The 20,751-nt window shown below is 65.2% G+C and carries 22 protein-coding genes and 3 tRNA genes; 19 read left to right on the forward strand and 6 right to left on the reverse strand.

Features of this window, described 5'->3' with window-relative positions:
• Positions 1-241: 241 nt before the first annotated feature.
• Positions 242-730, reverse strand: a complete 489-nt coding sequence (locus tag ACP69S_RS19880; RefSeq protein ID WP_426000209.1) for an outer membrane protein assembly factor BamE — start codon at positions 728-730, stop codon at positions 242-244.
• 121 nt (positions 731-851) lie between these two features.
• Between ACP69S_RS19880 and ACP69S_RS19885 the strand changes: the two genes are divergently transcribed.
• From ACP69S_RS19885 to ACP69S_RS19915, 7 genes are all read left to right on the forward strand, one after another.
• Positions 852-1,382, forward strand: a complete 531-nt coding sequence (locus ACP69S_RS19885; RefSeq protein ID WP_426000211.1) for a ubiquinol-cytochrome C chaperone family protein — start codon at positions 852-854, stop codon at positions 1,380-1,382.
• Positions 1,367-1,906, forward strand: a complete 540-nt coding sequence (locus tag ACP69S_RS19890; protein WP_426000213.1) for a YceD family protein — start codon at positions 1,367-1,369, stop codon at positions 1,904-1,906. The genes ACP69S_RS19885 and ACP69S_RS19890 overlap by 16 nt, the downstream gene beginning before the upstream one ends.
• A gap of 65 nt (positions 1,907-1,971) precedes the next feature.
• Positions 1,972-3,057 carry a phosphate acyltransferase PlsX gene (gene plsX, locus ACP69S_RS19895; RefSeq protein ID WP_426000215.1) on the forward strand — a complete coding sequence of 362 codons (1,086 nt, stop codon included), beginning with the start codon at positions 1,972-1,974 and terminating at the stop codon, positions 3,055-3,057.
• The gene (locus ACP69S_RS19900) at positions 3,054-4,031 is read left to right on the forward strand and encodes a beta-ketoacyl-ACP synthase III (protein ID WP_426000217.1); all 978 of its coding nucleotides are present in this window, start codon (positions 3,054-3,056) and stop codon (positions 4,029-4,031) included. Before plsX ends, ACP69S_RS19900 begins: the two co-directional genes overlap by 4 nt.
• 151 nt (positions 4,032-4,182) lie before the next feature.
• Positions 4,183-4,527 carry an integration host factor subunit alpha gene (locus tag ACP69S_RS19905; RefSeq protein ID WP_426000219.1) on the forward strand — a complete coding sequence of 115 codons (345 nt, stop codon included), beginning with the start codon at positions 4,183-4,185 and terminating at the stop codon, positions 4,525-4,527.
• 11 nt (positions 4,528-4,538) lie between these two features.
• Positions 4,539-4,967 carry a MerR family transcriptional regulator gene (locus ACP69S_RS19910; protein ID WP_426000221.1) on the forward strand — a complete coding sequence of 143 codons (429 nt, stop codon included), beginning with the start codon at positions 4,539-4,541 and terminating at the stop codon, positions 4,965-4,967.
• Positions 4,968-5,039: 72 nt separating this feature from the next.
• A tRNA-Pro gene (locus tag ACP69S_RS19915) sits at positions 5,040-5,116 on the forward strand.
• Between the two features lie 73 nt (positions 5,117-5,189).
• Here ACP69S_RS19915 and ACP69S_RS19920 read toward each other — a convergent pair.
• Both ACP69S_RS19920 and ACP69S_RS19925 read right to left on the reverse strand, forming a co-directional pair.
• Positions 5,190-5,435 carry a DUF2842 domain-containing protein gene (locus ACP69S_RS19920; RefSeq protein WP_426000223.1) on the reverse strand — a complete coding sequence of 82 codons (246 nt, stop codon included), beginning with the start codon at positions 5,433-5,435 and terminating at the stop codon, positions 5,190-5,192.
• On the reverse strand, positions 5,432-5,686 hold the full coding sequence (locus ACP69S_RS19925; protein WP_426000225.1) for a GlsB/YeaQ/YmgE family stress response membrane protein: 255 nt from the start codon (positions 5,684-5,686) through the stop codon (positions 5,432-5,434). The genes ACP69S_RS19920 and ACP69S_RS19925 overlap by 4 nt, the downstream gene beginning before the upstream one ends.
• 158 nt (positions 5,687-5,844) lie before the next feature.
• Between ACP69S_RS19925 and ACP69S_RS19930 the strand changes: the two genes are divergently transcribed.
• Entirely contained in the window at positions 5,845-6,876 is a 1,032-nt protein-coding gene (locus ACP69S_RS19930) for a COX15/CtaA family protein (protein ID WP_426000227.1), read from the forward strand.
• Here the strand turns inward: ACP69S_RS19930 and ACP69S_RS19935 are convergent.
• Positions 6,873-8,276 (reverse strand): alkaline phosphatase PhoX, encoded by a 1,404-nt coding sequence (locus ACP69S_RS19935; protein WP_426000229.1) that lies wholly within the window; start codon positions 8,274-8,276, stop codon positions 6,873-6,875. The genes ACP69S_RS19930 and ACP69S_RS19935 overlap by 4 nt on opposite strands.
• Before the next feature lie 234 nt (positions 8,277-8,510).
• Between ACP69S_RS19935 and rplM the strand changes: the two genes are divergently transcribed.
• The 3 genes from rplM (at position 8,511) to argC (ending at position 10,557) form a co-directional block, all read left to right on the forward strand.
• The gene (gene rplM / locus ACP69S_RS19940) at positions 8,511-8,984 is read left to right on the forward strand and encodes a 50S ribosomal protein L13 (protein WP_426000230.1); all 474 of its coding nucleotides are present in this window, start codon (positions 8,511-8,513) and stop codon (positions 8,982-8,984) included.
• Between the two features lie 3 nt (positions 8,985-8,987).
• A complete protein-coding gene (rpsI, locus tag ACP69S_RS19945; RefSeq protein WP_099445853.1) occupies positions 8,988-9,461 on the forward strand; it encodes a 30S ribosomal protein S9 in 474 nt (157 codons plus the stop codon).
• Between the two features lie 148 nt (positions 9,462-9,609).
• Positions 9,610-10,557, forward strand: coding sequence for an N-acetyl-gamma-glutamyl-phosphate reductase (gene argC / locus ACP69S_RS19950; RefSeq protein WP_426000233.1), 948 nt, complete (start codon positions 9,610-9,612; stop codon positions 10,555-10,557).
• Between the two features lie 16 nt (positions 10,558-10,573).
• On the opposite strand, the gene ACP69S_RS19955 is transcribed toward argC, so the two are convergent.
• Positions 10,574-11,188: a DUF1287 domain-containing protein gene (locus ACP69S_RS19955; RefSeq protein ID WP_426000235.1), complete on the reverse strand. Its 615-nt coding sequence runs from the start codon at positions 11,186-11,188 to the stop codon at positions 10,574-10,576.
• A gap of 70 nt (positions 11,189-11,258) precedes the next feature.
• Positions 11,259-13,253 (reverse strand): class I poly(R)-hydroxyalkanoic acid synthase, encoded by a 1,995-nt coding sequence (locus ACP69S_RS19960; RefSeq protein WP_426000237.1) that lies wholly within the window; start codon positions 13,251-13,253, stop codon positions 11,259-11,261.
• 94 nt (positions 13,254-13,347) lie between these two features.
• On the opposite strand from ACP69S_RS19960, the gene ACP69S_RS19965 reads away from it, so the two are divergent.
• The 8 genes from ACP69S_RS19965 (at position 13,348) to ACP69S_RS20000 (ending at position 20,699) form a co-directional block, all read left to right on the forward strand.
• Positions 13,348-13,791 (forward strand): hypothetical protein, encoded by a 444-nt coding sequence (locus ACP69S_RS19965; protein WP_426000239.1) that lies wholly within the window; start codon positions 13,348-13,350, stop codon positions 13,789-13,791.
• Positions 13,792-13,900: 109 nt separating this feature from the next.
• Positions 13,901-15,121: an LL-diaminopimelate aminotransferase gene (locus ACP69S_RS19970; protein WP_426000241.1), complete on the forward strand. Its 1,221-nt coding sequence runs from the start codon at positions 13,901-13,903 to the stop codon at positions 15,119-15,121.
• A gap of 28 nt (positions 15,122-15,149) precedes the next feature.
• Positions 15,150-16,439 carry a homoserine dehydrogenase gene (locus ACP69S_RS19975; protein ID WP_426000243.1) on the forward strand — a complete coding sequence of 430 codons (1,290 nt, stop codon included), beginning with the start codon at positions 15,150-15,152 and terminating at the stop codon, positions 16,437-16,439.
• Between the two features lie 50 nt (positions 16,440-16,489).
• On the forward strand, positions 16,490-17,443 hold the full coding sequence (gene glpX, locus ACP69S_RS19980; protein WP_426000245.1) for a class II fructose-bisphosphatase: 954 nt from the start codon (positions 16,490-16,492) through the stop codon (positions 17,441-17,443).
• Positions 17,444-17,503: 60 nt separating this feature from the next.
• Positions 17,504-18,469, forward strand: a complete 966-nt coding sequence (locus ACP69S_RS19985) for a class 1 fructose-bisphosphatase (RefSeq protein ID WP_426000247.1) — start codon at positions 17,504-17,506, stop codon at positions 18,467-18,469.
• 97 nt (positions 18,470-18,566) lie between these two features.
• Positions 18,567-20,375, forward strand: a complete 1,809-nt coding sequence (recJ, locus tag ACP69S_RS19990) for a single-stranded-DNA-specific exonuclease RecJ (RefSeq protein ID WP_426000249.1) — start codon at positions 18,567-18,569, stop codon at positions 20,373-20,375.
• A gap of 118 nt (positions 20,376-20,493) precedes the next feature.
• Positions 20,494-20,568 (forward strand) — tRNA-Glu (locus ACP69S_RS19995).
• Positions 20,569-20,624: 56 nt separating this feature from the next.
• Positions 20,625-20,699, forward strand: a tRNA-Glu gene (locus ACP69S_RS20000).
• Positions 20,700-20,751 lie beyond the last annotated feature (52 nt).

Below are 20,751 nucleotides of genomic sequence, written 5' to 3' on the forward strand. Positions count from 1 at the left end.
TCCTCGTCCGTCAGATCGCTTGAATACCGCAGGCTCTTTCGGGCATGCTTGCGCCGGGTGATTTCGGTCCACATGTCAAATTCCGTTGTTGGTTCGCATCTCCAACAGAATCACAAGTGCCTGAAATCACCCAACTTCATTTCGGGTCAGCCTCTTAGAGATTTTCGACCGTCGTGACGCACGAAAAAGGCCGCACTCGGCAAGAGCGCGGCCTTTCGAAATCTTCTCAGTGTGGTGAAGCCTAGCGACGATCGCCGGGACGGCTGCCGGGAGCGTTGTCGTCGTCATTGGGCAGCATGCCGCCGCGACCGACGTTGCCGAGCAGTTGTTCGAGGATGGTCATCTCGCGACCGCGGGTCGGAGTCTCGCGACCGTTATAGGCGATGACCTTGCCGTCCTTCAGGGTGAAGGTGTTGACCGAGGCGACCTTTTCGTCAGCCGGGTTGAACTTGATGGCCACGACGTCGCGCTTGATCACGCGCGGCTTGTAGAAGGCCACCCGGTCCGTGGTCTGGGACACGTAGTACCAAGTGTTGGGGTCGAAGGTCGAAATGGTCGAGGGCGAACCCAGCTTCTCCATCAAGGTGGACTTGCTGTCTTCGCCCACCTTCATGTCGACGGGCTTGGCCTCAATGGCCTGAAAGCCGGAATAGCTCGTCAGCGGCGTGCAGCCGGACACAACGGCTGACAGGCCGAGGGCGGCGGCGACGAAAACGGCGGGACGAAACATGTAGGCTCCGGAACCGGAAAAATGCTGGACTTTGACCTATCGCCCGCAGGGGCTTAGTTCAATGGCCCGCGTGGACCGGTAGCTCATCTAGTTCCGGGTCGCGGCGAAATAGAGGCGTTGAATGATTCTGGATCGGCTGCTGAAACCCAGGCCCGCCAAGGCGGCGGGGGCCAAGCTATATGCGTCGGCCGTCGCCCAGGCGCGATCCGCGCCTCTGTACTCGAGGATGGGCGTCTGCGACTCGCTGGAAGGCCGATTCGAGCTTTTCACACTGCACGTCGTGCTTTTGCTGGAGCGACTGAAGGGGCAGGGCGACCTCGCCGCCGAGACCTCGCAGGCGACGTTTGACGCCTATGTGCGCGGCCTGGACGACGCTTTCCGCGAGATCGGCGTTTCGGATACGGCGGTCGGCAAGAAAATGAAGAAGCTGGCCGGGGCCTTCTATGGCCGCCTAAAAGCGTTCGACGAGGCCGCCGCCTCGCTGCCGGATCGTACCGCCCTGTTCGAGATGATCGGACGCACCGTTCTGGAAGAACGCGGCGAAGGCGATGTTGAGGCCTTGACGGCCTATGTCGTCGTCGCGCGGGAAAGCCTGGCCAGCCAGTCGCTGGACGCCCTGCTGCAAGGAGAGGCGCGATGGCCGAACCCGTAAATACGCCCTGGCCCTGTGAGATTCGGCTGGGTCGCGTCGACCGAAGCGATATCAGCTTCAAGCTCGAGCCCAACGCCGAGCAGCGCAAGGCCATCGCCAAGCAGCTGGGCCTGGTGCGTCTGGAAGAGTTCTCGGCCGAAGTCTATTTGCGCTCCTGGATGGATGGCGCCGAAGTCTCCGGCCGTCTGAGCGCCCGTGTGATCCAGGTCTGCAGCGTTTCCGCCGACGATTTCGAAGAAGCCATCGAGGCGCGGTTCACCGTCCACGTCATCCCCGCCGACAGCGAGCACGCGCCGGCTGACGAGGGCGGCGAACTGGGCATGGACCCGGAAGCCGACGATCCGCCGGATGTGCTGGAAGACGACGTTATCGACGTTTCCGGCTATGTTCTGGAGCATCTGGCTCTTGAGCTGGATCCCTTCCCCCGCAAGCCCGGCGCAGTGTTCGAGAACCCTTTGCCGACGGCGGAAATCTCACCCTTCTCGGCGCTCAAGACGCTGAAGTCCAAGGGCGATTCGGACTAAACGGGTCCGACTCGCCGCGCTTGCGTGATAGTCATGCGCGCGTCCCAGGAGCTAAAAGCGCCAACGTGTCCAAGAACATTGTCATTTCCATCGACGCCATGGGCGGCGATCACGGCCCGTCCATCGTCGTTCCAGGGGTGGCCAAGGCCGTCTCGATGCTGCCTGACGTGCGTTTCCTGCTGCATGGCGACGAAGCCAGGCTGAACGCCGAACTGGCCAAGGCGCCGGCCGCCAGGGCCGTCAGCGAGGTTCGGCATACCGACAAGTGCATCGCCATGGACGAGAAGCCCGCCCAGGCCATGCGTCGGGGCAAGGGTTCCAGCCTGTGGAACGCCGTCGAGTCGCTGCGCAATGGTGAGGCTCAGGCCTGCGTCTCCGCGGGCAACACCGGCGCGCTGATGGCGATCTCCAAGCTGATCCTGCGTATGGGCGCCGATCTTGAGCGGCCCGCCATCGTCGCCAGCTGGCCGACCATGAAGGGCATCACGGCGGTGCTGGACGTCGGGGCCAATGTCGAGAGCGACGCTGAGCAACTGGTCGAGTTCGCGATCATGGGCGCGGCTTTCCATCATGCGGTGCATGGCTCAACGCGCCCAACGGTGGGCCTGCTCAATGTCGGTTCGGAAGATCAGAAGGGCCACGAGGAGGTGCGGGAAGCCCACGCCATCCTCAAGGCAACCCAGCTTGACTTCGACTATCGCGGCTTCGTCGAGGGCACCGATATCGCCTATGGCACAGTCGATGTCGTCGTCACGGACGGCTTCACCGGCAATGTGGCGCTGAAGACCGCCGAGGGTCTGGCGCGGTTCTTCTCGAGTGAGATCAAATCGACCCTCACATCGGGCCCTCTGGCCATGCTGGGCGCGCTGATCGCCTCCGGCGCGTTGAAGAAGATGCGCGCGCGGCTGGATCCGGGCCGGGTCAACGGTGGGCCGCTGCTGGGTTTGAACGGCATCGTGGTCAAAAGTCATGGCGGCGCCGACGCCAACGGCTTCGCCTCTGCGATACGTGTGGCCACTGATCTGGCGCGCAGCGACTTCACGGCCGAAATAGATCGAAACCTGAAGCGCTTGACCGCTTCGGCGACCCCAAGCGGCGTCAAGGAGGGGGCGACCCCCGCCGGCGTCGAGCGTGATGGAGTAAGTGAGTGAGCGTAGTCCGCAGCGCGGTCACCGGCGTTGGCGCCTATCTGCCGCCCAATATCGTCACCAATAGCGACCTGGCCAAGTTCGTCGACACCAGCGACGAGTGGATCGTCGAGCGCACCGGCATCCGTCAGCGCCATCAGGCCGCCGAGGATCAGGCGGTGTCGGACTTGGCGCTGGAGGCGGCAAGGTCGGCGCTTGAAGCCGCAGGCAAGACCGCAGCCGACGTCGACCTGATCATCGTCGCCACCACCACGCCCGACCTGACCTTTCCCGCTACGGCCACCATCGTGCAGCGCAAGCTGGGCGCGCCGATCGGCATCGCCTTCGACATCCAGGCCGTCTGCTCGGGCTTCGTCTATGCGCTGAGCGTCGCCGACGGCTTCGTGGCGCGCGGCCATTCCAAATGCGCCCTTGTCATCGGCGCCGAGACCATGACGCGCCTGATGGACTGGTCCGACCGCGGCACCTGCGTGCTGTTCGGCGACGGCGCCGGCGCGGTCGTGCTGGAGCCACGCGAAGGGCAGGGGACTACGGACGACCAAGGCGTGCTGAGCTTCGCCCTGCGCGCCGACGGGACCAAGCAGGACCTGCTCTATGTCGATGGCGGCCCGTCGAGCACCGGCACGGTGGGCAAGCTGAGGATGCTGGGCAACCAGGTCTTCAAGCACGCCGTGATCAACATTTCCGAAGCGATCCACGCAGCGGCCAATTCGGCGGGCGTCGCCATCGCCGACGTCGACTGGTTCATCCCGCACCAGGCCAACCAGCGGATTCTGGCGGGCGTCGCCCACCGGGTCGGGCTGGACGAAGATAAGGTCATCTCGACCGTCGCCATCCACGCCAATACCTCGGCCGCCTCGATTCCCCTAGCCTTCGCGCATGGCGTTGCCGACGGCCGCATCAAGCCGGGTCAACTTCTGCTCTTGGAAGCCATGGGCGGCGGCTTGACCTGGGGCGCCTGTCTTCTGCGCCTCTGACGCACGGTGGCCATCGGCTTGCGGGTGTGAAGTCTCGCCCTTGAGGCTTTGACTTCATGCGATAATCGCGGCATGCAGTCAGAGCTAAACGTCAGCGTTCGCCGGGTGAAGGCGACGACCTTCGTTTGAGTGGGCCAAGTTTTTCAATCTGGTGCGGTTCCTCCGGAACCCTCCAAAGCGCGTAGGGGGCGTCATGAAAGGCGCGACATTGACCCGGGCCGACCTCTGCGAGGCGGTCCACGAAGAGGTTGGTCTGACCCGGCAGGATTGCGCGGGTCTGGTCGAGCGCACGCTCGATCTGGTGGCCGAGGCGCTCGAGGGCGGCGAGACGGTCAAGCTCTCGGGCTTTGGCGTCTTTCAAGTCCGAGACAAGCGGGCCCGCATGGGACGCAACCCCAAGACCGGCGAGCCGGCCGAGATCGAGCCCCGCCGGGTGATCGGTTTCCGCGCCTCGCAGGTCATGAAGGCGCGCATCGACCGCGCCCTCGGCGGCTAGGCACACACGCGGTGGCGAAGGGACCCAACGCCTTCCGCACGATCTCCGAAGCCGCTGAAGAGCTTGGCGTGCCGCAGCATGTCCTGCGCTTCTGGGAAACCAAGTTCTCGTTCATTCGCCCCATGAAGCGGGCCGGCGGGCGGCGATTCTATCGCCCTCAGGACATCGCCGTCCTGAACGGCGTGCGGGTGCTGCTGCACGGCGAAGGCCTGACCATCAAGGGGGTGCAGAAGCTGCATCGCGACCAGGGCCTGTCTCACGTGATCGCAGCCGGCCTGGGCTCCAACGGCTCAGCCATGCTGGACGCCGACGTCGCCCGGGTAATCGAACCCTCGCACGGCTTCGAGCTGGCCGACGAGGCGCGTGATCGACTGGCCTTTGCCCTGGGCGATCTGGAGTTGGTCAAGGCGCGTCTGGACGGGCTTTTGAAGCGTCCTTGAGGCCCCTCGAAATTCACCCGGAATAGCGGTTGCAGAGCCCCGGAGCGGCGCCTATAAGAGCGCCTCTTCCGTCGGAGCGTGGCGCAGCCTGGTAGCGCACTTGACTGGGGGTCAAGGGGTCGCAGGTTCAAATCCTGTCGCTCCGACCATTTCCGCAAGGGAATAAACGGAAGAACGGAAAGGCCGCCCTACGGGGCGGCCTTTTTCGATTCCGGCTGGGGCTCAGCGAATGACCGGCTTGTCGGCCTTGCCCATCCACGACATCAGCGGCATCAGCGGCAGGCCCCAGGCTAGGCCGACGACGGCGAAATACAGCAGATGCACCGCGCGGTTGTCCGGCAGGTAGTCGTACAGGGTCGTGGCGATGGCCACATAGGCGGTCAGGAAGACCATGATGCCCAGGCCGCCGATCAATTTACGCACCCTCGCCGGAATAAGGGGGCGGGCGGGAATGAGAGGAACGCTCAAGCGGGTCTCCGGATGACGAGGCCGAGCACGGCCAGAAATAGAACGGCGCCGACGCTGGAGACCAGCAGCCCGCCCCAGAAGCCCGCGAATGGCAGGTCCAGGCGTTGGGCGATGAAGACGCCGATGAACGAGCCGATGACGCCGATCAGCAGCTTGACGAACAGGGAGTGGCGACGCCCCAGAACGAGGTCGGCGATCCAGCCGGCGAAAATACCGATCACCGCCGTGGCGAACACTCCAACTCCACTCATCAGGTCCTCCAGGCCGGACTCGCGGTCCGTGCGGCGATCTTCGCACGAAGCCGGGCGTGCGTCATGTGGGGCACTTGAAGGCATGGACGACGGCAAGGCTTGGGAGTAGGTGTTCGCTCGCCCCATTTCGGCCCCGAACAGGCGCTTGTTCCGTCCCCATGACGTCCTTCCTGCGTTCCGACCGTTCCCGTCCCGTCGCCATCTGGCTGTTTGTCGTGGCGGCCCTCGTCTTTGCCATGGTCATCGTCGGTGGGGCGACGCGCCTGACCGATTCCGGCCTGTCGATCACGCAGTGGAAGCCGATCATGGGTGCGCTGCCGCCGATGTCGGAAGCCGCGTGGAGGGCTAATTTCGAGCTCTACAAAGAGATTCCGCAGTACAGGCTGGTCAATGCTGGCATGACGCTGGAGGCCTATAAGACCATCTTCTGGTGGGAGTGGGGGCACCGGCTGCTTGGCCGGCTTGTCGGGATGGTGTTTGCCATTCCGTTCGCCTTTTTCCTGATCCGGCGGATGATCCCACGCCGCCTGATCTGGCGCTGCGCGGTGATGCTGCTGCTGGGCGGGCTGCAGGGCCTGGTCGGCTGGTGGATGGTCTCCAGCGGCCTCTCGGAGCGGGTCTCGGTGGCGCCAGAGCGCCTGATGGTTCACTTGGGCCTGGCCCTGGCCCTGTTCGTGATCCTGATCTGGACGGCCCTTGATGCGTGGTTCGGCTCGCCTCGGATCGAGGAGCGGTCGGCGTGGCGGGGCTGGGCTCTGGCCTTCTTGGGCGCGGTGTTCTTCCAGAGCCTGCTGGGCGCCCTGGTCGCCGGCAACGACGCGGGGCTCGTCTATAACGACTGGCCGCTGATGAACGGCGCCTTCCTGCCAGACGCCTATGTCGGCAAGGGCTTCTGGGGCACGCTGGCTCACAGTCAGGGCGCGGTTCAGTTCAACCATCGGCTGGTAGCCTACGCCCTGGTCGCGGCCGGGATCGCGATCGGCGTCCTGACCCAGCGCGCGCGTCACCTGCCGGGCCGCGCCAAGGCGGCGGGGCTTGCGGTGGCGATTGTCGTAACCCTTCAGGCAGGCCTGGGCGTCTGGACCCTGATGGCCCACGTGCCCGTATCGCTGGGCGTGTTGCATCAGGCGGGAGCGGCCGTCCTGCTAGCCGTCGCCACCGCCTTCGCCTGGCGCGTGCGGCGTCCCTAGACCTTCACTGTCGCCCACGGGCCGGTGATCGCGAGGGTGATGCCCGGCCACTGCACATTGACGAACAAGATTTGGCCGTCCGGCGAGAAACAGGCTCCGGCAAACTCGGCGTTCCCACGGAAGACGTTGCGCGCCAGGGTGAAGACCTTGCCGGCCGGCGTCACCACCTTGATGTGGTTGGGTTTGGTCTCAGAGTAGCGGTCCTCGCATACCACGATGTGGCCCAGGGGCGAAACCGTGATGTTGTCGGCATAGTCCAGAACGCTCTCGTTCTTGCTCTCGACGAACAGCTGCAGGCGGCCCGGCTGGTCGGTCTCGCCGGTCTGACCCTCGTTGGCGCTGGGCACATAGCGGAAGATCTGGCCCGCGCCGGCCGCGCCGCCCGAGGTGGCGGTGAAATAGAGTTCCCCCTGACCCCACCACAGGCCTTCGCCGCGGGCGAAGAAGGCCGCGCCCTTGGCGTGACCGCGCATGCGCAGGTCGTCGTAGGGATTGTCGACGCCGTCGACGTCGATCCAGCGAGCATCCTTCCAGGCGCCCGGCTGGATGTTCTCGCCACCTTCCTGGTTGCGGCTGTCGGCGTCCTCGGCCACGCCGACGAAGCCCAGGGCCTGCAGCTTGCCGCCTGCCGCGAGGTTGCGGCGGTCGTTCGGCAGGAAGCGATAGAAGAGGCCGTCCTGAAGGTCCTCGGTCATGTAGACGACGCCGGTGCGCGGATCGATGCAGGCGGCTTCGTGCTTGAACCGTCCCATCGCCTTCAGCGGCGTGGGGTCGACCAGGCCCTTGGCCGTGCTGGGCACTTCGAAGACGTAGCCGTGGTCCTTGCCGATCTCGAGGCCAGCGGTGAGGGTGGTTTCCTCGCAGGTCAGCCACGATCCCCAGGGCGTAATGCCGCCGGCGCAGTTCACCGCCGTGCCGGCCAAGCTGAGATGCTGGCTGACGGTCTGACCGCTCTTGAGGTCATAGATCATCGTGGTCGTGCCGCCCGCCAGCGGAAGACCGGTGTCGCTATAATCATAGGCCCGGTCCTTGGGCAGCCGGTCGGCCAGTCTGCCGCCGAGGCCAAAGGCGCCGTAGTCGAAGGCGCGCGGCCCCAGCTCGTGGTTGCGGACCAAGGCGACCTTGCCGCCGCCGATGTCGAAGCAGCCCATGCCATCGAAGGCGCCGGGCACCAGGAAGCCATCAGCCATGGTCTCGCCGGCCTGGCTGATCACCCGATAGGAAAAGCCCGATGGCAGTTCCAGCATGCCCTTGGGATCAGAGAGCAGGGGGCCGTAGCCTTCGACCTCATTGAGATAGGCGTAGGACGGAGCCTCTCCGTCCTGGGCCCGGGCGCTGAAACCCGTGAAGGCCAAGCTCGTGGCGGCCGAGGCGATGAAGGCGCGACGCGAAAAGGTCATGGGACAAGGCTCCGGGCTATGTCCGCCCTATGCCCGCCTTGCATGACGCCCCGATGACGCTTCAGAATATGGTATTATGATACCACATCACGCAAACCCTTATGCTGTAAGGGTTTGTCGAGTTTCTTGCGCGCGCATTGTTGACAGGCCGCGAACCCTCCTGTACCTGCCGCCCCTCACGCAGACGGAGCCGCTCCTTTGGCTTCTGACGCACAAGGAATACGGATCAATCCCATGCAAAAGACCACGGCTTCTTTGAAGCCCGCCGAGGTCGAGAAGAAGTGGATCGTGGTCGACGCTCAGGACGCCGTTGTCGGTCGTCTGGCGACGTTCATCGCCATGCGTCTTCGCGGCAAGCATCGTCCCGACTACACCCCGAACGTTGACTGCGGCGACTTCGTCGTCGTGATCAACGCCGACAAGGTGAAGTTCACCGGCAAGAAGATGGACGACAAGATCTACTATCGCCACACCGGTCACCCGGGCGGCGTCAAGTCGACCACCCCGCGCAAGCTGCTGGAAGGCCGCTTCCCGGAGCGCGTCCTCGAAAAGGCCGTCGAGCGCATGCTGCCCAAGGAGAGCCCGCTGGCTCGCAAGCAGCTGACGCACCTGCTCATCTACAACAACGGTGAGCACCCGCACCAAGCGCAGAGCCCGGAAGCGATCGATTTCGCCTCGCGCAATGCCAAAAACACCCGGAGCGCCTAAGTCATGTCCGAAGCTCAAGGCTTTGACGCGCTGGCCAGCCTGTCCAGCAACCCGGAAGCGGCCGCCCCGGCCGTCCAGAAGATCGACGCCCAAGGCCGCGCCTATGCGACCGGCAAGCGCAAGAACGCGATCGCTCGCGTTTGGATCAAGCCTGGCAAGGGCACCATCACCATCAACGGCCGCGACCAGGAAGTTTACTTCGCTCGTCCGGTTCTGCGCATGATGATCGCTCAGCCCCTGCAGGTCACCGACCGCCTGGGCCAGTTCGATGTCGTCGTCACCGTTGAAGGTTCAGGCCTCTCGGGCCAGGCCGGCGCCGTGCGCCACGGCCTGTCCAAGGCCCTGACCTACTATGAACCCTCGCTGCGTCCCGTTCTGAAGCCGCACGGCTTCCTGACGCGCGACAGCCGCGTGGTCGAGCGTAAGAAGTACGGCAAGGCCAAGGCCCGCCGTAGCTTCCAGTTCTCGAAGCGCTAAACGCGATTTCACGCGTTTGGATTGGGGCGCTTCGGGAAACCGGAGCGCCCTTTTCTTTGTTCGCTTAGCGTGACAGCCGAAATTGGACGCAGGTTTCGGCGGCCGTCACGCGTCGAATGCCTTTTGTCTGGATTGATTGGAGGACAGCATGACGCCCAAGGTCTTTATCGATGGCGAAGTCGGCACCACGGGTCTGCAGATCCGCGAGCGCCTGGTCGGCCGCACCGATCTTCAGCTGATCTCGATCGATCCCGACAAGCGCAAGGACCCGGCCGCCCGCGCCGCTATGCTGAACGGCGCCGACGCGGTGATCCTGTGTTTGCCCGACGAGGCCTCCAGGGAGGCCGTGGGCCTGATCGACAATCCGGACGTGAAGGTGATCGACGCCTCAAGCGCCTATCGCACCGATCCCGACTGGGCGTTTGGCTTTCCCGAACTGGACGGTGAGCAACGGTGCAAGATCGCCGCCTCCAAGCGCATCTCTAACCCGGGCTGCTATTCCACCGGTGCCATCGCCCTGACCCGGCCGCTGATCTCTGCAGGCATCCTGCCGCCTGAGTTGCCGGTCTCGTTCAATGCGGTGTCGGGCTACACCGGCGGCGGCAAGGCGATGATCGCCGAGTTCGAGGACGAGTCTGCGGCCAACTTCACCAGCGTCCCATACCGGATCTACTCCCTGGGCCTGTCGCACAAGCACATGCCCGAGATCCAGAAGCACGGCGGCCTGCTGACCCGGCCGATCTTCACGCCGGCTGTAGGCCGCTATGCCCAAGGTATGCTGGTCGAGCTGCCGTTGCACATGGCGACACTGAACGAAGGCCGTTTTCTGGGCGATATCCACGCCGCCTATGCCGCTCACTACAAGGGCGAACACTTCGTCGAGGTCGCCTCGCTGGACGAGGCCAAGTCGCTGACCACACTCGATCCCGAAGGCTTGAACGGCACCAACTATCTGAAGATCTTCGTGTTCGGCTCCGACACCAGCGGTCAGGCGCGCCTCGTGGCCCTGCTCGACAATCTGGGCAAGGGCGCGTCGGGCGCCGCCGTACAGAACCTTAATCTGGTCCTGGGTTTGGAGGAGACGGCGGGTCTGTGAGGGCCTCGCCGCAGGCCTACGCCCGCCAGCGGTAGTGGGCCACGGCGGCGTGGAGCTTGAACATCCACAGCGGCTCTTCCTTGGTTCCGAAGCCGATATTGTGCACGACGCGCACGCTGTCAGGGCCGCGCGCTACGATGCCGAGGTGAGGACGGTCGCCCCAGACGCGCCAGGTCAGGATGTCGCCGGCGCGCAGCTCGTCGAAGCTGTCGCCGGCGGCTCGCTTGGCTATGCGAGCCCGCAGGGCGCCCTGGCGTTCCAGATAGGTCTCCAGGTTCAGCACCCGTCGGTGATCGATATTGGCGTCCGGCCTCTTCAGGCCCCAGGTCTTGCTGGAAGGATAGGCGCCGAAGTTGCGGACCATGTCCTCGTGAACGCGCTGCTGCAGATCGATCTGCCAGGCGTCGCGAGCGGCGCGCACCAGCACGTCGGCGCAAACGCCCGTGGTGCGCAGCACATCGCCCAGCGGATAGGCGATGGCCCGATAACTGGCGTCATAGGCCTTGGTCACGCCGATCTGCTCGCGCGCCGCCATCGCCAGTGCGGCGCCGTCGCGTGTCTGCGCCGAAGCGCCGAACGCCGGCGCGGCGAGAATCATTCCCAGTGTGGTTCGGCGGCTGATCGCGGACATGGCGGGAAGCTCCACTATGATCCGGGCGAGTTTTGGGCGAACAGGGTCCGCCGAACGCTCTTTTTGACGATCAGGTGTTGGATCTTACCCGTACATAGCTGCCGGGCGCATCTTCCAGTGGCTTGAGCTTGCCCTTGGCGGGATCCCGCGCCGGGATCAGGGCGCCCGACTTGCCGCGCAGCCATTGCGCCCAGTGCGGCCACCACGAGCCCGGATGCTCCTCCGCGCCGGAGATCCAGTTTTCGACCGAGCCGGGCAGGCTCTCATTGGTCCAGTGTTGATACTTGCTGGCGTCCGGATGGTTGATCACGCCGGCGATATGGCCCGAGCCGGCCATGGTGAAGGTCACCGGCCCGCCGAAGGCCCGCGCCCCACGATAGACGCTGCGATAGGGGGCGATGTGGTCGTCCCTTGAGGACTGGACGTAGATCGGGGTCTTCACCTTCGACAGGTCCAGCTTCTCGCCGCCCAGGGTCAGGGCGCCGCTGGTCAGCGCGTTGTCCTTGTAGAAGTTGCGCAGATAGAACATGTGCAGCGACTTGGGCATGCGGGTCTGGTCGGCGTTCCAGAACAGCAGGTCGAAGGGCCGGGGCTCCTTGCCCATCAGATAGTTGCTGATGAAGAACGACCAGATCAGGTCGTTGCCGCGCAGGCTGTTGAAGGTGTCGGCCATCGACTGGCTGGGCAGGAAGCCGCCGGTCGCGTCCATCTGCCGCTCGATCGACTGCAGCCATTCCTCGTTGGTGAACAGCAGCAGGTCGCCGGCCTCGGCGAAGTCCTGCTGGGCGGCGAAGAAGGTGGTGGAATTGATCCGCTTGTCGCCCTTGGCTGCCATGTGGGCGAGGGCGCAGGACAGCAGGGTGCCGCCGATGCAGTAGCCGACGGTGTTGACCCTATCGACGCCGGTCTGGGTCATGACCTGCTGGGTCGCGTCATAGATGCCTTCCAGCATGTAATCTTCGAAGGTTTTGCCCGCGAGCTTTTCGTCGGGATTGACCCAGGAGGCCACAAATACCGTGAAGCCTTGGCTGCTCAGCCAACGGATCATCGAATTTTCGGGGCGCAGGTCCATGATGTAAAACTTGTTGATCCACGGCGGGAAGATCAGCAGCGGGATCTCGTGGACCTGCTCGGTGGTGGCGTCGAACTGCAGCAGTTGCAGAATGTCGTTCTGGTAGACGACTTTGCCGGGCGCGGTGGCGACATTTTCGCCGACCTTGAACTTCTCTAGATCGGTCTGGCTGATCGCCAGCTGGCCGCCGCCGCGATCCAGATCGGCGGCGAAGTTTTCCATGCCACGCACCAGGCTCTCGCCATTGGTCTGCATCACCTCGCGCAGGGCGGCGGGATTGGAGATCAGGAAGTTCGACGGCGAGAAGGCGTCGGTCAGCATCTTGGTAAAGAACTCGACCCGGCGCTTGTTGGCCGGATCGACACCCTCGACGTCGGACACCAGCCCGTTCAGCCAGTTCGACGTCAGCAGATAGGACTGCTTCATCATGTCGAACATCGGGTTGGAGGCCCAGTCGGGGTCGTTGAAGCGCTTGTCGCCGCTGGCCGGGGCGACAACGGGCTTGGTCTCCTCGCCGACGGCGCGGCGGGCGGCCGATTGCCAAAGGTCCATGTAGCGGCTGAAGAGGTCGGCCTGGGCGCGCAGCATCCGGTCGGGTTGGGCGGCGAGGCGCGACATTACCTCGTTCATGGCGGGCGCAACATGGAAGGGATCGGCGTTGAGGGCGGCCGGTCGATCGGCCTGGCGCAGGGCAGCCTCGGCGATGGCGCCTTGGGCCGTAACGGCGGCGCGGGCCAGATTGGCCGATAGTGTCTCCAGCATCTGACGCTGGTCTGGCGATATCATCGCCTCCAAATTCGGCATCTGCTGCGCCGTCGGGGGAACCCCGGCGCCGCTTGTCGATTCGACCCGAGGCTTGGGCGCCTCCGCACGGGGAGGCGGTTCAGGCGGCGGGGCCGCGGGCTTGGCGGCGGCCTTGGGCTTCGGCGAGGCCGATTTCGCCTTTGGAGCAACGGTCTTGCGCGGCTTGGGGGGTGTTTTCGCCGTAGCCATGCTGGTTCTTCCCGCTTCTTTTCTTGCCGCCTCGTCAGTTACCTGACGCTCGGCCTTTTGTTCGTCGCGATCATCGCATAAGACCGGAGACAAGATGAACGGCGCAACAGGCAAAATCGTACGTCTCGGCGTGCTTATCGCTCTCACGGCCACGGCCGTGACGGGTTGCGTCTCGCCGTTCAAGACCGCGAAGGTCGATCCGACCTCTCCGATCGCCGAACAGGCCAGCGCGGCGGCCCGCTACAAGGGCCGTCGACCGACCTTCGCCGACATCCCCGCCATCCCCACGGATGTGCGCGGCCCGGCACGGATCAAGGCCGTCGTGGAAGCCGAACAGCGCGCCGCCGCCAAGCTGCGTCGCGACGCAGCGCCGGAAACCTTCAAGCTCACCGACACGGAAGGCTACGCTGCCCGCGCCCGCGCAGCCGCCAAGGCTCCCGACTTCGGCGCGCCCACCGAAGCCGACCGGGCCAATACCGAAGCCTTCGCAGCGGCGGCGCGTGGCCGAGCTAGCGCGCCTTCGTCGCAGCCTAAATAGGCCGACGAAGGCATAATCTTCCTTGAACTGGCTTGGCTGCGCCCCGCTTGGGGTCTATCCATGCCCGACTTTTGCTCCCGACGCGCCGGAGCGGCGCATTGAGCCAGAAATGACCACCGATTTTCATCGTATCCGACGCCTGCCGCCCTACGTCTTCGAAGAGGTCAACAAGATCAAGGCGCGTCTGCGCGCCGAGGGCACCGACATCATCGACTTCGGCATGGGCAATCCCGACATGCCGACCCCTCAGCATATCGTCGACAAGCTGATCGAAACGGCCCGCGATCCCAAGGCCGGCCGCTACTCTGCCTCCAAGGGCATTCCGGGTCTGCGCAAGGCGATGGCCGGCTATTACGACCGCCGCTTCGGCGTGAAGCTCAATCCCGACACCGAGGTGATCTCGACCCTGGGCTCGAAGGAGGGCTTCGCCAACCTGGCCCAGGCCCTGACCGCGCCGGGCGACGTGATTATCTGTCCGAACCCTGCCTATCCGATCCACGCCTTCGGTTTCATCATGGCCGGCGGCGTCATTCGTCACGTGCCGGCCCTGACGCCGGAAGACTACCTCTCCAACATCAGCCGCGCGGTGAAGCACTCGGTGCCGCCGCCCAGCGTCCTGATCCTGTCCTATCCGTCCAACCCGACCGCCCAGTCGGTGGATCTGGATTTCTACAAGGACGCCGTCGCCCTGGCCAAGAAGCACGATCTGCTGGTGATCAGCGACGTGGCCTATGGCGAGATCTATTTCGAGAACAACCCGCCGCCGTCGATCCTGCAAGTCGACGGCTCCAAGGACATCGCCGTCGAGGTCAATTCGCTGTCCAAGACCTACGCCATGGCTGGCTGGCGCGTCGGGATGGTGGTCGGCAACGCCCGCATCTGCGCCGCCCTGGCCCGGGTGAAGTCCTATCTGGACTACGGCGCCTATACGCCGGTGCAGGTGGCCGCCGCCGCCGCGCTGAACGGACCGCAGGACTGCGTCGATGAAATCCGCGCCATCTACAAGGGCCGCCGCGACACCCTGGTGTCGTCCATGGCCCGCGCCGGCTGGGACATACCCAACCCGCCAGCCTCGATGTTCGCCTGGGCCAAGATCCCGGAGGCCTATCGCGAGGCGGGCTCGATGGTGTTCTCCAAGCTGCTGATCGAGGAGGCCGGCGTCGCCGTGGCGCCGGGCGTCGGCTTTGGCGAGTACGGTGAGGGCTATGTCCGCATCGGCCTGGTCGAAAACGAGCACCGCATCCGTCAGGCCGCGCGCAACGTGAAGAAATTCATCACCAACGCCGACGCCATCCTGGCCAAGCACCACAATTCGGTGGAGCCGGTCTAGGGACCGGTTTCACGCTTAGGATTCCAAGATGACGAACAAAACCTGGCGCGTCGGCGTCGCCGGCCTCGGCACGGTTGGTGGTGGCCTGCTGCAGTTCCTGGCCGATCGCCCCAACTTCGCGCCGGCCGGCGACCGCGCCGTGGTCACCGCCGTTTCGGCGCGCTCGAAGTCGCGACCGCGCGCCATCGATATCTCGGGCCTGACCTGGTTCGACGACCCTGTCGCCTTGGCCGGTTCACCGGACATTGACCTGTTCGTCGAACTGGTCGGCGGCTCGGACGGTCCGGCCAAGGCCGCCGTCGAGACGGCTCTCAAGGCCGGCAAGCCCGTCGTCACCGCCAACAAGGCCCTGATCGCCGAACATGGCGCTGAACTGGCCGCCCTGGCCGAGGCCCAAGGCGTGCCGCTGCTGTTCGAAGCGGCGGTCATGGGCGGCGTGCCAGCCGTGAAGATGATGCGCGAGGCGATGGTCGGAGACGATATCGACTCCGTGGCCGGTATCCTCAACGGCACCTGCAACTTCATCCTCAGCGAGATGGAGAAGACCGGCCGCTCGTTCGCCGATGTGCTGCGCGAGGCGCAGGTTCTGGGCTATGCCGAGGCCGATCCGACCATGGACGTCGGCGGCTTCGACGCCGGCCACAAGATCACCATCCTGGCCGCCCTGGCCTTCGGCTGCGCGCCCAATTTCGCCGCCGCAGAGATCGAGGGCATCGAAGCTGTCGAGCTGCTCGACATCAAGCTGGCCAAGGATCTGGGCTACCGGATCAAGTTGGTTGCCTCGGCGTCGCGCACGGAAGACGGCGTGGCGGTGAAGGTGCATCCCTCACTGGCCCCGCTAGAGCATCCGCTGGCCCAGGCCGGCGGGGCGCTCAACGCGTTGTTCATCGAAGGCCGCCGCGTTGGCCGGATCTTCGTGCAGGGTCCGGGCGCCGGCGCTGGTCCAACCGCCGCCGCCGTGGCCGCCGACATCGCCGACGTGATGACCGGCGCCGTGCGTCCAGTTTTCCAGGCCCCGGCCGGCGACCTGAAGCCCTTCGTCCCGGTCGATCCCAGCCGAACGGTGGGCAAGGCCTATCTGCGGATCATGGTGCGAGACGAGCCCGGCGCCATCGCCGCGATCTCCGAGACCCTGGCCGAATGCGGCGTCTCGATCGACAGTTTCCTGCAAAAGCCTGTCGAAGGCGCGGGCGGGGTGCCGATCGTGCTCGTTACCCATGCGACTCCCGAATCCAATCTTCTCGACGCGATTAGCCGCATCGAAAAACTTCGCGCTGTGCTAGAGCGTCCCCGCCTTTTGCGCGTCGCGCGCATCTGAGAACCGCGAAAAGCGGCGAAGATTTAGCCTGACAAGGCTGGGAGACGTTGATGAGTTCGAAGACCCTGGACCGCTCGCTGGTCCTGGACGCTGTCCGCGTTACCGAAGCCGCCGCAATCGCGTCCTGGACCATGGTCGGGCGCGGGGACGAGATCGCCGCCGACCAGGCCGCCGTCGATGCCATGCGCAACGCGCTCAACGAGCTGGCCATCGACGGCGAGATCGTAATCGGCGAGGGCGAGCGCGACGAAGCGCCCATGCTCTATATTGGCGAGAAGGTCGGTACGGGCAAGGGCCCGGCCATCGACATCGCTCTGGATCCTCTGGAAGGCACGACCCTGGCCGCCAAGGCCATGCCCAACGCCTTGGCCGTGATGGCCTGGGCCCCCAAGGGCACGCTGCTCAACGCCCCCGACACCTATATGGACAAGATCGCCTGCGGGCCGGGTCTGCCGGCTGCTGTGATCGATCTGGACAAGACGCCCGCCGAAAACGTCCAGGCCATCGCCGCCGCCAAGGGCGTCCCAGCGTCGCAGATCACCGTCTGCGTCCTGGACCGTCCGCGCCACGCCGAGATCATCGCCAGCCTCCGCTCGGTCGGCGCGCGGGTCTATCTGATCACGGACGGCGATGTCGCCGGCGTCATCAGCACCACCGATCCCTCGACCGGCATCGACCTCTATGTGGGCTCAGGCGGGGCGCCCGAGGGCGTGCTGGCCTGCGCGGCGCTGAAGTGCGTCGGCGGTCAATTTCAGGGGCGCCTGCTGTTCCGCAACGCCGACGAGCGCGCCCGCGCCGCCAAGTGGGGCATTACCGAGCTCGACAAGAAGTACGACCTGCACGACATCGTCCGCGCCGACGCGATCTTCGCCGCCACCGGCGTGACCTGGGGCAATCTGCTTGATGGTGTCACCTACAGGGACGGCTTTGTGCACACCCACACCCTGGTGATGAATTCTTCGACGGGTACGGTCCGCGAAGTGCGAATGAAGCGCCGGGTGTAGGATCGTCACGACCCGGCGTCTAAGGTCCCGACGAATCCATCAAACTTTTCGAGACGCTGAATGACCACGCTGAAGACTCTCGCCGACCACCTGGCCGCCGAGCAGACCGCCGACGTAGCGGTCAAGGACGTGGTCGCCGCTATCGCCAAGGCCTGTATCCAGATCAGCAATGTCGTGGCCTCGGGCGCCATCTCGGGCAGCTTGGGCGCGGCCGGTCAGGTCAATGTCCAGGATGAAGAGCAGAAGAAGCTCGACATCATCACCAACGACATCCTGCGCGACGCCCTGAAGGCTTGCCCCGCCGTGGCCGGCCTTGCGTCCGAGGAACTGGAAGAGATCGAGACCACGGGCCGCGCGGGCGGCTTCCTGGTGACCTTCGATCCTCTGGACGGCTCCAGCAATATCGACGTCAACGTCTCGGTCGGCACGATCTTCTCGATCCTGCCTGCGCCGGAAGGCCGCGAGGCGACCGAAGCTGATTTCCTGCTGTCGGGCCGCCAGCAGGTCGCCGCCGGGTATGTCGTCTATGGCCCGCAGACCATGCTGGTGCTGACCCTTTCCAAGGGCGTGTTCGGCTTCACGATGAGCGCCGAGGGCGACTGGCTTCTGACACACGAAACCGTGTCTATCAACGCAGACACCGCCGAGTTCGCGATCAACATGTCCAACCAGCGCCACTGGGCCGAGCCAGTGCGCCGCTATATCGACGACTGTCTGCAGGGCAAGGACGGTCCGCGCGGCAAGAACTTCAACATGCGCTGGGTCGCCTCAATGGTGGCCGATGTTCACCGCATCCTGATGCGCGGGGGCATCTTCCTGTACCCGTGGGACGCCCGCGAGCCAGACAAGCCCGGCAAGTTGCGCCTGCTCTACGAAGCCAATCCCATGGCCCTGATCGTCGAGCGTGCGGGCGGCAAGGCGACCGACGGCAAGACGGCCATTCTCGACCTGCAACCCACCAGGCTGCATCAGCGTGTGCCGGTGGTGCTGGGCTCGGCCAACGAAGTCGATCTGGTCTCGGCCTAAGCGACCGAGACTGAGTCGCCGGGATCATGGAGCGAATCCCCGGAAACGGATAGGCTCCTGCGATGTGTACAGCTCCCAAGCTCAGGATCGTCTAGCCATGGCCGACGGTCGTGCGCCCATCGATCAGGATCACTTCCTCGGCGTCTCGCGCTCGCTGAGCGGCCGGGCCTGGCGAGAGCGGCCGGGCGATCCGGCGGCGGCGCGAAGCCATCAGCAGCTTCATGGTCTGTCCGAACCCCTGGCGCGCGCTCTGGCCGCGCGGGGCGTGGGCGCGGACGGAGCAGAGGACTATCTGCGGCCCACCTTGAAGGCGCTGTTTCCCGATCCCTCCAGCTTCACCGACATGGACCGGGCCGCCGAGATCCTGATCGACGCGTTGGAGGCCGGGCGGCCGACCATGGTGTTCGCTGACTATGATGTGGATGGCGCCACCAGCGCCGCCCAGCTGGTGCGGTGGTTCCGCCATATGGGCGTCGAGCTGCCGATCTACATTCCAGACCGCCTGACCGAGGGCTATGGCCCCAGCCCGGCGGCCTTCAAGACCATCCGGGACACCGGCGCCGAGCTTGTCGTGACGCTGGATTGCGGCGCAGCGGCCTATGACGCCATCGCCAGCGCCGCCACCATCGGACTGGAGGTCGTCGTGATCGACCACCACCTGATGCGCGAGGACCCGCCGGCCGCTGCCGCCGTGGTCAATCCCAACCGTCCGGGCTGCCAGAGCGGGCAGGGCGTTCTGGCCGCTGCCGGCGTGACCTTCGTGCTGCTTGCCGCCCTCAATCGCGAGGCCCGCAAGCGCGGCCTGTTCACCGACGATCGTCCGCAGCCGGATCTGCGCCAGTGGCTGGATCTGGTGGCGATGGGCGAGGTCTGCGACGTCACCCAGTTGGTTGGCTTCAATCGCGCCCTGACGACGCTTGGCCTGCGGACCATGTGTAACTGGGGCAATCCGGGGCTGAAGGCTCTGTTCGAGGTCGGCAAGGGCTCCGGCCCGGCATCGGTGTTCCATGCCGGTTTCATCCTGGGCCCGCGCATCAATGCCGGCGGCCGAATCGGCCGCTCAGATCTCGGCGCGCGCCTTCTGTCTACGGATGATCCCGAAGAAGCTCGGATGCTGGCCGAGGAGCTCGACGCCCTCAACACCGAACGCAAGGTCGTCGAGGCTGGCGTGGTCGAGGAGGCTGCCGCCATTCTTGAGCGCGGCAGCAATTTCAATCTCGACGCGCCGGTGATCGTGGTGGCCGGGGAGGGGTGGCACCCCGGTGTCATCGGCATCGTCGCTGGCCGCCTGCGCGAGCGCTACCGCAAGCCGGTGGTGGTCATCGGCATCGACCGCGCCGCCAATGTCGGCAAGGGCTCGGGGCGCTCGCAGCCCGGCGTCAATCTGGGCGTGGCCATCCAGGCTGCTTTCGAGCAAGGGCTGCTGATGTCGGGCGGCGGCCACGCCATGGCGGCGGGTCTGTCGATCCGCCCCGATTCCATCCCCGAACTGCGCGCCTTTCTGGAAGAGCGACTGGCCGGCGAGATGGAGGCCGTAGGCCCCGAAGCCGTCGAGATCGACGCCCTGGTCCAGCCGCGCGGCGCCGACCGCGCGCTCTACGAGGATTTCCAGCGCCTGGCGCCGTTCGGCCCAGGCAACCCCGAGCCGATGTTCGCCCTGACCGGTGTTCGCGCAGACCGGGTCATGGCGCTGAAGGGCGGCCACGTGAAGATGGATCTGGTGGGCCCCACGGGTGAGCGTTTGAAGGCGATTTCCTGGCGTAGCGCCGAAACCGACCTTGGCCGCCGGCTGCTGTCGGGCGGTGGCGCCCTGCACGTCGCCGGCAAGCTGAAGCCCGATGACTATAACGGCCGCAACGGTGTCCAGCTGGAGATCGAGGACGCCGCCGACCCGCGCGCCTATTGAGCGCGAACGGCTTTTCGCGAGGCGCTGGCTGCGTCTGTGGGCGAACCGAAAAAATGCTTGGCTGCGGGTTGCGCACCCCAAAGGGCGCAGCTATACACCCGCTTCCTCGCGGGGCCGTGGTCCCTTCGTCTATCGGTTAGGACGCCAGATTTTCATTCTGGAGAGAGGGGTTCGACTCCCCTAGGGACTACCACCCGCGAGGCTTTCAACTTGTCTGCTGACAATGTCACCGTCCCCGGGCGGCGATGTGGTCCCTTCGTCTATCGGTTAGGACGCCAGATTTTCATTCTGGAGAGAGGGGTTCGACTCCCCTAGGGACTACCACCAGTGGCTGCGTTTTTGCGGCCTCCAGCTGTATTTCAGAATTATTTCAAAA

It is taken from the genome of Caulobacter sp. DWR1-3-2b1 (genome assembly GCF_049895765.1).
Taxonomy (GTDB): domain Bacteria; phylum Pseudomonadota; class Alphaproteobacteria; order Caulobacterales; family Caulobacteraceae; genus Caulobacter.